This is a genomic window from Psychrobacter sp. NPDC078501, assembly GCF_044900935.1.
Lineage (GTDB): Bacteria > Pseudomonadota > Gammaproteobacteria > Pseudomonadales > Moraxellaceae > Psychrobacter.
Map to the genome: position 1 here is coordinate 513356 of NZ_JBJDOS010000001.1, position 15461 is coordinate 528816.

A 15461-nucleotide genomic window follows, 5' to 3' on the forward strand; every position below is an offset into this window, starting at 1 on the left:
TTTATTATTAAGAGTATTGGATAGAGTTGACCAACTACCATCCGATGCAATGACATTGATGAGGAGCATCATGAGATTTTTTTCTTTACGTCAGACTAGCAGAGCAGTATTGCTATCTATGGCAGGCCTTACGCTTACGTTAAGTGCCAACGCTGCTACTGTCAAACCTGCAGCGGCTCAAGCTTCTACTTCTGCTACGCAAAGCTCAGTTGATCGCTTGACGCCAGCCAATAGCACAGACGGTATTATTGCCCTAGTTAATGAAAATGCTATTTTAAAAAGCGAACTGGTTGATGCTATCGAGCAAACCCAAGCACGTGCCAAAGCTGCTGGTGAGCCTATCGCAAACTCAGCACAACTACAGTCTGAAGTATTAAACGCGCTTATTTTGCGTGAACTACAACTGTCTATGGTCAAACGTGCGGGACTGTCTGCCGATGAAGCAGAAATCAATCAACGTCTTGGTCAAATCGCTCAAGCTGAAGGCCTTAATAGCATTGCAGCATTGCAGCAACGTCTAGATGCAGCGCAACCTGGTAGTTATGCCAATCTACGCGCCAAACTGATCGAAGAGGCTTCTATCCAAGCGCTACAGCAGCGTCAAATTACTCGCCGAGTACGTATTAGCGAGCAAGACATTGATGCATTTTTGGCCTCACCTGAAGCCAAACGTCTGAATCAAAGCGAATATCAAACCATTCACGTACGTGTGCCTTATATAGATGACTATAGTCGCCTATCGGCCGCTCAACGTGAAGAAGCATTAAAAGTCGCGCAAGCGTTACGTACGCGTTTGCTTGAGCCAAATGTCAACGTTGCTGAAGCTGTTACTGCTAGCCAAGGAAGCTATCCGATTCCATTGCAAGGTGGAGATATGGGCTTTCACAAGGCAGCTTCTTTACCGACAGAGCTATCTAGCAAAATTACCAAGTTAGACGTTGGTACCGTAAGCGAGCCATTATTGACTCCTGAAGGTATTGACATCATCAAGCTTGCTGATAAAAAAGCCAGCAATACGATGCTGATACCACAGTGGCATACTCGCCATATCCTAGTCAAAGTCGATGATCTACAAACTGACGCGCTTGCTGAACAAAAAATCAATGATCTATACGAGCAGCTTCGTGGCGGTGCTGACTTTGCTAGCTTAGCCTCAACGTATTCAGATGACCCAGGTTCTGCGGGACGTGGCGGCGACCTTGATTGGGTTAGCGAAGAAGATATGGTTGGTCCATTTGAAGCCACAATGAAAAATACGGCAGTTGGCGACTACTCTGCGCCATTTAAGACACAGTTTGGTTGGCATATCCTAAAAGTTGATGGTAAGCGCGATCAAGATATTAGCGAGCAATATCGTCGCAATATGGCACGTCAAGCACTGTATCAACGCCTAGCACCACAAGCTCAAGAAGACTGGTTACAAGAGCTACGTGCTGGCGCTTATATTCAGATACTTGGCTAATATGTTGTAATAAGCTAATAGTATTAAGTTAGCTAGAATATTGAAACAATTTAAATAAAGAAGGGTATATGCAATGGCATATACTCTTCTTTGTATGCGCAGTTAAACATTTAACTGGAAGCTTTAAAAGAGATATCAAAGTTAAATAGTTTAAATCTTGATAAACCAAAATCTATATGCAAAGAAAAACCCCGAACCTAGGGCGATTGGTTCAGGGTTTCAATACTTCATGTTATTGTTATTATCTCTCTTCCGTGCTGACTCATCCTAAGTCATTTAACAGTATTATATAAGACAGCGGGCTGACCTGTGCTTTTATTGGTACTGTCTCAACACTACATCCATGCGTATCCTTGTGTTGATGGATGTATTATAGGCCAATGAATTTTGTGCCGATAGAAGCTAAAGACTCTATTTTGCGTAAGCATATGCTTACATCACTTTTATGTATTACCGTTAATAAACAGCCTCTTTTATCAACCAAAACTGCGCTGCTCTTGTCTGTGCTCTTCTGACACTTTTTCGCCTTCTTTCTTGCCTTCTTCGATTTTGTTGTCAGTTTCTTGGATATCTTCTGCTTGTGCAGTAGGCGCATTGCCTTCTTGCTTGCTTGCTTCTTCTGGCTCATATTGCAAGGTAGTCATCACAGGAAAGTGATCAGATCCTACGGATGGCATACGCTGAATATCAACCACTGTAAAGCAGGCACTATGAAAGATATGGTCTAGAGCCCAACGCAGAAATGGATATTTAACATGGAAGGTATTAATGAAATGTCGACCAATACGAGGATCTAGTAGTCCTGAGATACGTTGAAAGCGACGCGTGGTTTTTGACCATGCGACATCATTAAGATCACCTGCCAGTATCGCCGTTTGGTCGTTTTCTTTTATGTGTTTACCTACCATGAGCAGCTCAGCATCACGCGTAGTGGACTTATCAGCTTCAGTTGGACTAGGCGGCATGGGATGCAAGCAATATAACCAAACGACGCGGCCTCCTTGCAAACGCAACTGTGTATGAATAGACGGTATATCATCTATCATCAAATACTTAACTTCAGGATCGATAAGCTCAAGCTTAGAATACAAGTGCATACCATATAAATTATCTAGTGGCACTTTCACGGTATAGGGATAGTCAGACTCGACTTGCTGTAAGGCTTGCTCCCATTTCTTGTCACTCTCTAATGTAATTAAGATATCCGGCTGCTTTTGCTTAACCAAATCGACCAGCTTTTGCGTTTCGTCATTGGGTGTCAATACGTTTGATACCATGATTTTTATTTGATGCGCTTGCCCTTCTGGCTTATCTTTTGCCTTTTGAACTTCTTTTTTCCACAGCTTAGTATATGGCAGTACCATTCTCAGCTGAAATGCTAACGTACCGCTCAACACAACAAACAATATCCATTGCCCTAACTCCCACTCTGAGAAAAACACTATCATGCCGACCCAAGCAATAATACCAAGCACCATGATTTGAATGCGTGGAAACTCAACACCGCGCACCCACCAGTTATCCAGCGGCAACCAGCCCCAGATTGTGACAAAGGCGATGAATCCTGCTAAACCTTGTAAGGCGTAATATAATAGTGAGAGATCCATAAGTAGGTACTAACCGTTGATTGAAATATTAATAGAGCTGATGATGTATATTGGTTAAGCTTTAACTCACCTGACATCAAACAACTAACGTCGAGTAATTGTGTTTGAGACTTACTTTAGCATTTCAGAAGATTCTCGCCTACTGGTGAGTCTCAATTATGCGACAACTATCATAAAACGTTACAATATTGACTCATTCAATATAATGAGTGCTTTATTAAACATTATATTTTTGAGGTCGCAAGATCGCCAAGTATCTCTTCAATAGTAATAACTTAAAGTTATAGTCGACATAGTTAATAGTGTATGGAAAACGACCAAATAATAGCCGAAACGCCTTGCTTTTTCGCGCCATTCACGGCATTGTTATCGGTTGACGATGCAACAAATAATTGTAAATAGGATTGAACTTCATGAGTGATTTAACAGTAGGTTTGGTAGGCTGGCGCGGTATGGTAGGGTCAGTATTGATACAACGTATGCAGGAAGAAAATGACTTCAACGGTATCACACCGGTGTTTTTTTCTACCAGTAATGCTGGTGGCGATGCACCAAAATTCGATGGTATTGAAACCGGCCAACTAAAAGACGCTCATGATATTGAAGCACTTGCTGCTTGTGATGTCGTGATTACTTGCCAAGGTGGTGACTATACGTCAAAAGTCCATCAACCATTGCGTGATAGTGGTTGGAACGGCTATTGGGTTGATGCGGCAAGTACGCTGCGAATGAAAGATGACAGCATCATCATCCTTGATCCAGTCAACCGTAACGTTATTGATAGTGCCCTAGCCAATGGCAAAAAAGACTTTATCGGTGGTAACTGTACCGTATCATTGATGCTGATGGCTATCGGTGAGCTGTTTAATAAAGGTTGGGTCGAATGGGTCAGCGCGATGACATATCAAGCTGCTAGTGGCTCTGGCGCAAACAACATGCGCGAGCTCATCAACGGTATGGGTGTGTTACGTGATGCCGTTCAAGACGAATTGGCTAACCCTGCTAGTGCGATTCTTGAGATTGATAAAAAAATCGCTCAGACTCAGCGCTCAGCAGACTTTCCTACACAATACTTCGGTGTACCATTGGCTGGTAGCTTGATTCCTTACATCGATGCGCAGCTAGAAAACAAACAGTCAAAAGAGGAATGGAAAGGCGGCGTCGAGACCAATAAAATCTTAGGTAATGATGAAGCCAGTACGATTCCTATCGATGGTATGTGTGTACGCGTCGGGGCTATGCGCTGTCATGCGCAAGGCCTAACGATCAAACTGAAAAAAGACATTCCGCTAGAAGAAATCGAAGCCGCACTCAAAAACAGTGGCAACGAGTGGTTGGACTTGGTCGAAGATGACAAAGAAGCTACCATGAATCGCCTAACTCCAGTGGCAGTGACTGGTACCTTAACTGTTGCTCTAGGTCGCTTACGTAAGCTTAATATGGGCCCTGAGTATCTAGGTGCTTTTACCGTTGGTGATCAGTTGTTATGGGGCGCAGCAGAACCATTACGTCGTATGCTTAATATCATCCGTGAGCAAAACGTCTAACTCAGATACCTTAAATGAAGCACAAAAAAGACAGCGATTGCTGTCTTTTTTTATGGGCTGATTACTATTTAGATCGATAAGCAATCATCACCTCATTGCGGCGTAAGAATGGTAGCGTCCAAGGTGGGTTATAACGTGCCAATTCAGGCTCGCCTATAGGCGTCAAATTCTGGTCTTGCATCCATGTTTGCAGCGCTTCGGTTTTTTCCGCTACTTTGTCCTCTCCTGCGAGCCAAGAGAACTTAATCACACCGTACGTCTGTGCAGGCACTTCTATAATCTCAACGTTTGGATTGTTTGGCTTTGGCAGTGTTTGCATCGTATATTTACTAGGCATCGTAAATTGCACGCGCCACTTACCATCGTCTTGTTGCATACTGACTGGTGCTGTCATGGCAATTTTTTGTGACTCATTATCACTTTTTTTGTTATCAGCTTGCATCGTGACAGGTGCCGTCATACTAATTTTACTACTGTCTCCACTTGGGGCTGTGTTATTACCAAAAATATAGTCCGCTAAAATCTTAAACCCTTCACGACTTGCTGAGTCTTGGTCACCACTCACCCACGTTTGCGCCACTAGCTGCTCATCATAACGACGCAGCTCAAAGTCACCTGTTTGCGACAATAACGTGTACTCTGGCTCTTCTGTCTCAGCAGCCATCGCCCCTTTTGATATCAACAATAATCCGCCCATTAATAATAAATAACCTGTCTTTTTCATATTATCTTCCTAGTGTCTTAAAATAAAACTGTTTCTTAAAATAAGTCTGATGACTGTCTGATAACTTTGAGTGCGCCACCTATATAACTTCTACTGTATCAACAGACCTCTAGCACTGTCTGTGTCTTTTGGGGTGCTATCTGTATTTTTTGGTTATGGCAAAGCGGTATTGACCAAAGTGTATATTGAGCATATATCGATAACACCTAATACCTATAGTTAAAAAATGCTAAAAAGGGTACAAGGCTGCCGACTGAAAATTGTACAAGTAGTACATTTAGGGAGAGTAACGCCGTAGCAGTTCAGTGATTCTCCGACTATATGTCCAAAAAAACCGCTAACAATGCTATAATTAGCGCCATTTTCATAGCTTAAATAGCGGTTATCATATGCAATTTGTCTTACATAAAACGGCCAGCGGTGCAACGCGTGCACGCCGTGGTACGGTTCATCTCAATCATGGCGACGTGCAAACGCCTGCTTTTATGCCTGTTGGTACTTATGGTACGGTCAAAGGCATGCTGCCACGTGATATCGAAGCCATCGGTGCTGATATTATTCTAGGCAATACCTTCCATTTATGGTTACGTCCGGGTACCGAAGTCATTGATAAATTTGGTGGCTTGCATAAGTTTATGCATTGGGACAAGCCTATCTTGACCGATTCGGGCGGTTTCCAAGTATTCAGCCTCGGCGCAATGCGTAAAATTACCGAAGAAGGCGTAAATTTTAAATCTCCTATCGATGGCGCTAAAGTATTTCTCTCACCAGAAAAATCTATGCAAATTCAGTATAGTTTGAACTCAGACATCGTCATGCAGTTCGATGAGTGTACGCCTTATCCAGCCACTCATGATGAAGCGAAAAAGTCGTTAGAGCTATCATTACGTTGGGGACAGCGCTGTATCGATGAGCACAACAGACTGGGCAGTACCAACGCATTGTTCGGTATTGTACAAGGCAGTATGTATCCTGATTTGCGTCAGCAATCACTTGAAGGCCTGTTAGAGATCGGCTTTGATGGTTATGCTATTGGCGGTCTATCAGTTGGCGAGCCTAAAGAAGAGATGATAGATGTCTTAGACTACCTGCCTGACGATATGCCAGCAGATAAGCCACGCTATCTTATGGGTGTTGGTAAGCCTGAGGATTTAGTTGAGGGCGTACGCCGCGGCGTAGATATGTTCGACTGCGTGATGCCAACGCGTAACGCGCGTAATGGCCATTACTTTGTGACGGGCGATGCATATAATGCTGGTGTGGTACGTATTCGTAATAGCCAATATCGCAATGATGAAGGCCCACTAGATCCTGAATGCGACTGCTATACTTGCCAGAACTTTAGCCGCGCTTATCTGTACCATCTTAATAAGTGCAAAGAGATGCTAGGTGCTCAGTTAGCCACCATTCATAATTTACGCTATTACCAACGTTTGATGCAGGGTATTAGAGATGCTATCGAGCAAGATAAATTTGATGAGTTTGTCAGTGAGTTTTATGCCAAACGCGGTCAAACGGTTCCTGAGTTAAACTTGCGTTAATCCTGTTTAACATTCACGACCGTATAACGGATATCTGTTGAAATAAAAAAGGGCTTAAGAATAATCTTAAGCCCTTTTTCTGTGCTACTTTTATCATTTAATGATTATCACTTAATGATTCGAATAGTCTCCATTTTGACTACTATCCCATCAATGACGTCACAAATACTACAATAACAGCGATTGGTGCGATGAATTTCGCAACGATTTGCCACAGCTGCCATGTACCATTGGATAAACCAAGCTCTTGCTGAATGTTACGTTGATCCATTTTCCAACCAACAAATACGATTGCAGCCAGACCGGTTAGAGGCAATAGGAACTTACTAGTGAGTTTATCTAATGCATCAAAGATACCATTACCCATGATAGTAAAGTCAGACCATAGGTTGAACGATAGCAATGCTGCAATACCTAACAACCAGATTACTGTACTTGCCACGATGGTCGATACAGTACGACTCATCGACGTACGCTCTTCTAACAGCTCAACGGTTGGCTCAAGTAACGAGATAGATGAGGTGATTGCGGCAAAGGTAATAAGCAAGAAGAACAATGCACCAATGATAGTACCCGCACCCATGCTACCGAAAGCAATTGGTAAGCTTACAAAGATAAGACCAGGACCTGATGCAGGATCTAGACCGTTGCTAAAGATGATTGGGAAGATGGCAAGACCAGCAGCCAACGCAATAACTGTATCCAGAATAACAACGGTACGTGCTGTTTTTAGCAAGTTCACTTCACGGCCCAAATATGAACCATAAGCGACCATAATACCCATACCAATTGATAGAGTGAAGAATGCATGACCTAATGCTGCAAGCATAACATCAGCCGTTAGTTTGCTAAGATCTGGCGTAAATAGGTAAGCAACTGCTTCACCAAATCCACCGTTCATTACGTTGTAACCAACGATAACGAACAGAATCACACCCAATAATGGCATCAAAATCTTAGCTGTTTTTTCGATACCACTTGTCACACCAATACCAACGATGACAGCGGTTAAGATCATAAATACCGTATGCCAGATCGTCAATGTACCAGCTGATGCAAGCATAGCATCAAAGGTTGCAGCAACAGAGTCACTGTCTTGACCAGCAAAGCTACCTGTTGCAACTTTAGTAATATAGTTAAGCGCCCAACCACCGATCACACTATAGAACGATAGAATTAAGAAGCCACCTAAGATACCAGTAGCACCAACGATGCCCCAGCTACGTGACTTACCTTCAGTCGCTGCTACGTCTGAAAAAGTATTGACTGGGTTTTTTTGACCACGTCGACCAATTAACCATTCAGCAACTAATATCGGAAAACCGACCAGCGCGATACAGAACAAATAGGCAATAACGAAAGCTGAACCACCGCTTTCGCCAACCATGTATGGAAATTTCCATATGTTTCCTAAACCAACTGCTGAGCCTACTGCTGCCAATACGAAGCCAAAGCTTGAGCTCCATTGGGCATGTTCTTGTTTATTGATAGCCATTTTTTCCGTCCTCGTGCTTCAATTAACGTTACTGATAATCTTCCTTGATCAACATAAATAGTCGGCCTTACTGTGGGACTATTTAGTAAACGCTTCGATGTGAAACGCCCAGCAACATTAAGAAAGAATTGATTACAATATCGTAAACGCTCAGTTTCTGCTAAGCGACCAAAAAAGTCAAGTGCTCATAAATATAAAAAGCCATAACAAATAGTTATGGCTTTCATCTAATTCGCCTTCATTCCATAAGAATTTAGCTCATTAAAAGTATCAAACTCATCATGAATCGAGTTATGCTTTTTTAGCGCACAACACCACGGCTGCTATTTTGTAAGGAATCAATAAGTAGCTGAATTTTTGGCTCTTTAGCCAATAGCTCACTATGTAAGACTTCCAACGCTTGTGCAGTGGTCAAACCTGATCTGAAAATCGTACGATACGCTTGACGTAATACATTAATGGTTTCTTTTGACCAACCTTTACGGCGCATACCCTCTATATTGAGTCCATGAGCCTTTGCTGGATTGCCAGACACCATCGTAAATGCAGCCACATCTTTTAGAATGAGGCTGGCTCCGCCAATCAAGCTATAGTCATCTACTGTACAAAACTGATGTATGCCTGAGTTGCCACCGATGATGGTATGGTCGCCGATAGTCACATGCCCTGCCACACCAACATTGTTAGCCAGTACGTTATGATCGCCAATGACACAATCGTGTGCGACATGGGTGTTTACCATCAGTAGATTATGACTGCCGATTTTAGTCAGCTCGCCGTCTTGCGCTGTACCACGGTGTAAGCTACAGGCTTCACGAATCGTATTGTGATCGCCGATTTCAAGCCAAGTGCGCTCACCTGCATATTTCAAGTCTTGAGGATCTTCACCAATACTCGCAAATTGATAAAACTCATTGTGTTGGCCAATACGAGTCAGTTTAGTCACAACGACATGTCTATGCAAAACCGTATGCGCACCAATTGATACTTCATCACCAACGATACAATAGGGCCCGATGATAGCAGTTTCGTCAATCTGCGCGGACGGTGAGATGAGTGCTGTAGGATGAATCTGACTCATAAGATGGGCCCTTGTATCATTTGATGCGAGTAAATAATAAAAAAGTATCGCTATTTCAGTGTTACTAACGAAGCTAATACCAGTTATGTTGTTGAGTTTACATATAGCTGTTTATTGCAGTGATAGTGAGCGATTTCAATATCGCTCTTTGTACAGTATGGCTTATTAAAAACTTAAGCACCCTTCGTGTTAGCAGGTTTTTGCTGCTCTTGACGTGCAATCATGATTTGAGCACTAGCAGCCAGTTCATTTTCGACATGAACAGTACAATCAAATTTATAGATACCGTGTCTTTGCATCACGGTCTTTGCACGAATGATAAGCTGATCACCAGGAATCACACGGCGTTTAAAACGGACTTTATCCACACCTGCAAATAGATAGAGGTAACCGTCTTCTGCCGTCAGCCCTGCACTGATAAAACCAAGCACTCCTGACACCTGCGCCATTGACTCCACCATCAATACACCTGGCATAATCGGCTCGTCAGGAAAGTGACCGTTAAAAAACTCTTCATTAATAGTCACGTTCTTGATACCAGTAATACATTCACCTGGCATACAAGCTACAATACGATCTACCAGCATAAAAGGATAACGATGCGGTAAGTAATGCTTAATCGTATGATACGTCAATGGTAGCGTAAGACCTTGCTCAGCCAAGCTTTTAACGTCTTCATCAGTTGGGATATCTATATTGTTATTGCTCATAATGACGCTTCCTTGCTGTGTTTTGAATATCTATTATTTGTTTGTGTTTGCATTAGTTACTGCCCAGCTGACGAAAACGTACAGCAGCACGTCGCCAATTAGCAGTTGGCATTGCAGCAGTACCAGATGAATATGAGCCAGCGGTTTTAATGGATTTGGTTACCATGGTCATGCCAGATAAAACGACATCGTCTGTAATCTCAATATGCCCTGTGATACCGACAGCGCCGCCTATTATACAGCGCTTACCTATCGTAGTACTACCCGCAATACCCGTTTGAGCAGCAATAGCAGTACCGTCACCGATACGGACGTTATGGGCAACTTGTACCAGATTATCAATAATCACGTGATTGCCAATAACGGTATCATCGATAGCGCCACGATCGATACACGTCTGGCTACCAACTCGTACATAATCACCAATAATGACACGGCCTAACTGGGCAATGCGCTCCCAACCTCTGTTACTAGGATCTTTAGTAGGCGCAAAACCAAATCCTTCAGATCCAATGCTTGCCCCTGCATGCAATCTAACGTGATTGCCAATGACACACTCAGGCCCGACAACGACTTGCGACTTAATCACACAATCGGTGCCAATACTAGTATTGGCCTCAACCACGACATGAGCATCGAGTGAGCTACGCGCCCCTATTTGTACATTGTCACCAATCACGCAAAAAGGGCCGATATTAACTTTCTCGCCAATAACAGCACTGTCTGCAATCACAGCACTAGGATGAATCCCGTTAGATAAAGAATGACGTGCAAACAGCTGACTGGCACTGGCATAAGCCAAATATGGATTTGAGACGACTAGCGCTATCGCTGAGGTAGGCACTTGGTCACGATATGCTTCCGTCACCAACACCGCGCCTGCATCACTGCTAGCCAAGCTAGAGATATAGTGAGGATCTGCTAAAAAGCTTAACTGCTGCTGACTGGCCGTCGTCAAACTACCGACACTACTGAATGGTTGACACAATTGCTCAGTATCAATCTCAGCCTTATTAATAATAGGCTGACGCTGCTCAATTCGAGTAATGAGTTGCTCAATCGTTATCATAATGACTATTAATAAAATATGGTTATAAATGAAACGGTCGCCAAAATAACAATGCGTTTTGACGACCTACTAAGCTCTAATGATATTTCCGTCCATTTGAGACAATCTTCGAAACTGCTCAAATAGATGAGAATGATGTCATTAATTTAGAATGTATTACCGATTTGGAACTGGACTTTTTCGGTCTTATCGCCTTCTTTGTCACCAAATGGTACCGCGTAGCTAAGTGAAATTGGACCAATTGGCGTATACCAAGTGATACCAGCACCCGCACTATAGCGGAAGTCATTATCTTGAGTCAGTAATGGAACATCTGAATCATTAAAAGTGCGATCTTCTTTATCAGAGGTGTCAAAGACCTGACCACCTTCAGCAAACAATACTGGACGTACCTGATCTGCCCAATCGCCTTTAAACGGCATTGGTAAAATTAGTTCAGCACCAAACGTTGCTAGTGCATTACCACCAACCTCTTCTGCGGTAAAGGTTTGGTTGTCTGGATCATTGACCGCATCATAATAGACTTGTGATTTAGGTCCCAGAGTAGATGATTCATAGCCACGTACTGAGCCATAACCACCAGCATAGAAGTTTTCATAGAACGGTAAATCATTACCATAACCAAGCTTAGTATAACCACGCGCGATCACGTCTTTATAAATAGGGTAATATACATTGCCGCTATAAGTTAGCTTTTGGTAGTTAGCATCGCCAAGACCGATGGTTGCATCAATTGCATGGCTCATCCCTTTGGTAGGGAATACTGGGCGATCTAACGTGCTGTAGTCCCAGCCAAGTAACAAGTTATAGGTTTGATAGTCGTTTTTAAATGTTGAAACGCCATCAGTATCATCGTCAAATGTTTGTGTGCCGCCCTCGTCTAGAATCTCTTGAACATTAGATATACCCAGATAACGACCACCACGAACCTTTGTGTTGTCTACATTTAGACCAGCACTAAGACGTTTGGTTTCATCAATAGGATAACTATAGTTCAGCGTCGCACCATATGAATCGGTCACATAGTTACTAACATTATCGTCATCATATTTGGTTTTGCGATAATAACCGCTGATACCTTGAGAAACACCGTTTTCTGTAAAGTACGGATCAGTATAACCTAGGCTATAAGAGTCACGTGTCTCTGAACGAGAAAGCGCAGCCTTGACACGGTTACCGGTACCCATAAAGTTGTTTTGAGTCAAATCCAACTGGAAAGTCACACCACCACTTTGTGAGTAACCGGCTGCAATCGTTGAGCTACCAGAAGGCTGCTCTTCAACCACATAGTTCACATCAACTTGGTCTGGCTGGTTAGGTACGGGCTTAACGTCGACAGTGACATTTTTAAAGAAGCCAGTACGCATCAAACGCGTGCGTGACAGCTGAATTTTGTCATTAGAAGACAGCGTACCTTCTAACTGACGCATTTCACGACGTAATACTTCGTCTTGCGTTTTGATATTACCCGTAAAGTTGATACGGCGAACGTAGATAGGACGTGCAGGGTCGATATAGTAATCGACATCAACCATTTTAGTATCGTCATTGATACGTGGTACTGGTCTGATTTGGGCTAAGTAGTAGCCTTCGTTACCATAGCGTCTCTTAAGAGAAGCAGTGGTTTCGTCTAGTTTTGCTTGCGAGTATTTTTCATTAGATGCAAAGCTAACAAGCTCTTTTAGCTCACTGTTCTCAAAGGTAGGTTTACCTAAAAAGTTTACTTCGCCAAACTGGTATTGTTCGCCTTCGCTTAGGCTAACTTCGATAAACACGCTACTCTTGTCTTCACTGATATTTAATACGGCATTATCAACTGAAAAACGCACATAACCATCGTTCTGATATAGCGCCTTTAAACTCTCTAGACTGGCGGCCAGTTTTTCTTGAGCGTAACGATCAGACTTAGACAGTAGACGCGTCCATGAAGATTCTTTTACCGCGAAAACGTCTTTAATCTCTTCATCACTAAAGTGTTTGTTACCAATAATATTGATATCGACAACTTTAGCAGGCTTGCCTTCTACAAAGCGCACATCAAGTTTCACGCGGTTACCATCAAGTACCGTTTGATCTACTTCGATATTACTATTGTAGTAACCTTGGCTAATATATTGCTGTTGTAGCTCATTGGCCACGCCTTGCAAAGTAGACTGCTTGAGCACGTCACCAGCAGACAGTCCAGCATTCTTCAGTCCCTGCTCAAGCCCTTCTTTTGGAATAAGCTTGTTGCCTTCAAAGGTTACTTCAGCGATCGTTGGACGCTCAATGACGTCAAACCTTAGCTTGCCACCTTCCACACGGCTTTGAATATCAGCAAAGTTCTCAGTTGCATATAGCGCCTTAATACTGGCAGCTAAGCTACTATCATTCACCGTATCGCCTACCGTAACAGGTAAGACCGGATAGAGGCTATCAGGGGTTAGGCGTTGTAGGCCATTAAAACCGATGTCAGTTACTACAAATTCTGCAGCCTGTACTGGCATACTCATCATCGCTACAACTAACGGCAACCCAGCCGCGCTCATAATTAAAGGCGTACGCATAAACACTATCCGTCAATAAAAAAATTGCTTAAATTAAGTTAAAAGGCACGTATTGTCTAACCCATGCGCATAAGTTTATAAACCCATGCAAGGGTAACTCAGAACACTTTATATAAATTGCATCACAAAATAAACTAAAAATTACGATTAGTACAGAGGCTGCGACACAGAGTAGCATGTATATCATAACAATAATCAGCCTATAATAGGCGTAAAACCATTAGTATATCGTGCTTTATAAGCCATACTACCCATCAGTTGATCAAAATAGCCGGCTGATGTCATTACCAATTGCTAACACCATGAAACCTGCCAGCAAGAGTAAACCGATATTTAGACCGACCATTTGCACACCTTCAGATAATGGCTTACCACGGATCAGCTCGATAAAATGATAGACAATATGTCCACCATCCAATACCGGAATTGGCAAAAGGTTTAATACAGCAAGACTCAAGCTAATCAGCGCCGCTGTCGATAATACCATTTGCCAACTGATATCAAAGCTTTGCTTGGCGACTTTAGCAATGGTAATTGGCCCTGATAAATTGTCTAAACCAATCATACCTGACAGCATTTTCCCCATCGAGCTTACAGTCATTACCGCGAGCTGCTCAGTCTTTTCAAACGACTTAACTAACGACTCACTAGGACCGTAGACCACGGTAGTCTTGTAATCGTCAGGAATCACAATCTCAGTCTGATCAACCATCGCACCAATCTGTCCGTAATCATTACCCAAGTTGTCTTTTTTACCTTGAGGCATAATCTGCAACTGTACAGACTTATCATCACGCAACACCGTAAAGTTCAATAGCGTTTCAGGATTATCACGGATGATACGTGTGGCAGTAATCCAATCTTCGATTGACTCATTATTAATAGCAGTAATGCGGTCGCCAACCTTTAGACCTTGGCGGCTAGCGGCACCATCGGGAGCCAAGCCGCCTACAATCGGCGCAATCTGCGGTTGCCATGGCAACATGCCAAAGCTGGTCAATGCGTCTTTACCTTGAGCCTCGCCTTGCATAAACTGCGTGACTGGTGCTTGATAGGTTTTAGTCGACTGATCGGTTTGGGCGTCTGACTGCAAGGTAATGCTGACATTATCCGTCTCACCCATACGTCCTGCAAGGCGATAGTTAATACCTTCCCATGTCTGCACATCATGTCCATCAATCGCCACAATCTTATCACCGACTGGCAGCTGTGCCATCGCAGCAGGCGTATCTGGTAGTACTTGTCCAATCTTAGTCGCCAACTGCTCAGATGGGGTCATAAATAGCACCCAAAATAGCGCGATAGCGATGACAAAATTCATGATAGGGCCAGCTGCAACGATAGCAATTTTCTTGAGCGGATGTTGCCGATTAAATGCAAGGTGCTGCTCATCTTTTGCGACATTACCTTCACGCTCATCTAGCATCTTTACATAGCCGCCAAGTGGCAATGCTGAGATACGATAGTCGATGCCGCTTTTTTTACTGGTCCAACCAAAAACTTTAGGACCAAAACCGATAGAGTACGTTAGCACTTTGACACCGCAAAGCCGCGCCACAATATAATGTCCCCACTCGTGTAAGGCAATAAGCGGGCCCAAGACAAATATGGCGGCAAGAAGTGTTAGTAAAAACGTCATGATTTTTTCTCAGTATTGTCTCTCAGCATTTTTATCAACA

At 43.1% G+C, this 15461-nt stretch carries 11 protein-coding genes; 3 read left to right on the top strand and 8 right to left on the bottom strand.

The genetic code is table 11. The annotated features are described in order from the left end of the window. Positions 1-70: 70 nt before the first annotated feature. Entirely contained in the window at positions 71-1462 is a 1392-nt protein-coding gene (locus ACI2IW_RS02020) for a peptidylprolyl isomerase (RefSeq protein ID WP_404692455.1), read from the top strand. Positions 1463-1938: 476 nt separating this feature from the next. On the opposite strand, the gene ACI2IW_RS02025 is transcribed toward ACI2IW_RS02020, so the two are convergent. Continuing rightward, complete coding sequence (locus ACI2IW_RS02025) at positions 1939-3069, bottom strand: endonuclease/exonuclease/phosphatase family protein (protein WP_404692456.1); 1131 nt, start codon at positions 3067-3069, stop codon at positions 1939-1941. Between the two features lie 413 nt (positions 3070-3482). Between ACI2IW_RS02025 and asd the strand changes: the two genes are divergently transcribed. Then, positions 3483-4616 carry an aspartate-semialdehyde dehydrogenase gene (asd, locus tag ACI2IW_RS02030; RefSeq protein WP_404692457.1) on the top strand — a complete coding sequence of 378 codons (1134 nt, stop codon included), beginning with the start codon at positions 3483-3485 and terminating at the stop codon, positions 4614-4616. A gap of 64 nt (positions 4617-4680) precedes the next feature. Here asd and ACI2IW_RS02035 read toward each other — a convergent pair whose 3' ends face one another. Further along, positions 4681-5340: an SOUL family heme-binding protein gene (locus ACI2IW_RS02035; protein WP_404692458.1), complete on the bottom strand. Its 660-nt coding sequence runs from the start codon at positions 5338-5340 to the stop codon at positions 4681-4683. A gap of 389 nt (positions 5341-5729) precedes the next feature. On the opposite strand from ACI2IW_RS02035, the gene tgt reads away from it, so the two are divergent. Continuing rightward, positions 5730-6881: a tRNA guanosine(34) transglycosylase Tgt gene (tgt, locus tag ACI2IW_RS02040; RefSeq protein WP_404692459.1), complete on the top strand. Its 1152-nt coding sequence runs from the start codon at positions 5730-5732 to the stop codon at positions 6879-6881. Positions 6882-7023: 142 nt separating this feature from the next. On the opposite strand, the gene ACI2IW_RS02045 is transcribed toward tgt, so the two are convergent. The 6 genes from ACI2IW_RS02045 to rseP form a co-directional block, all read right to left on the bottom strand. Further along, on the bottom strand, positions 7024-8376 hold the full coding sequence (locus ACI2IW_RS02045; protein WP_102094408.1) for a sodium-dependent transporter: 1353 nt from the start codon (positions 8374-8376) through the stop codon (positions 7024-7026). Positions 8377-8677: 301 nt separating this feature from the next. Then, the gene (gene lpxA, locus ACI2IW_RS02050) at positions 8678-9457 is read right to left on the bottom strand and encodes an acyl-ACP--UDP-N-acetylglucosamine O-acyltransferase (protein ID WP_057759135.1); all 780 of its coding nucleotides are present in this window, start codon (positions 9455-9457) and stop codon (positions 8678-8680) included. A gap of 173 nt (positions 9458-9630) precedes the next feature. Beyond that, positions 9631-10167: a 3-hydroxyacyl-ACP dehydratase FabZ gene (fabZ, locus tag ACI2IW_RS02055; protein ID WP_404692460.1), complete on the bottom strand. Its 537-nt coding sequence runs from the start codon at positions 10165-10167 to the stop codon at positions 9631-9633. Positions 10168-10219: 52 nt separating this feature from the next. After that, positions 10220-11236 (bottom strand): UDP-3-O-(3-hydroxymyristoyl)glucosamine N-acyltransferase, encoded by a 1017-nt coding sequence (gene lpxD, locus ACI2IW_RS02060; protein WP_404692461.1) that lies wholly within the window; start codon positions 11234-11236, stop codon positions 10220-10222. A gap of 146 nt (positions 11237-11382) precedes the next feature. Beyond that, a complete protein-coding gene (gene bamA, locus ACI2IW_RS02065) occupies positions 11383-13782 on the bottom strand; it encodes an outer membrane protein assembly factor BamA (RefSeq protein ID WP_404692462.1) in 2400 nt (799 codons plus the stop codon). 262 nt (positions 13783-14044) lie between these two features. Next, a complete protein-coding gene (rseP, locus tag ACI2IW_RS02070; RefSeq protein WP_057759128.1) occupies positions 14045-15421 on the bottom strand; it encodes an RIP metalloprotease RseP in 1377 nt (458 codons plus the stop codon). Positions 15422-15461 lie beyond the last annotated feature (40 nt).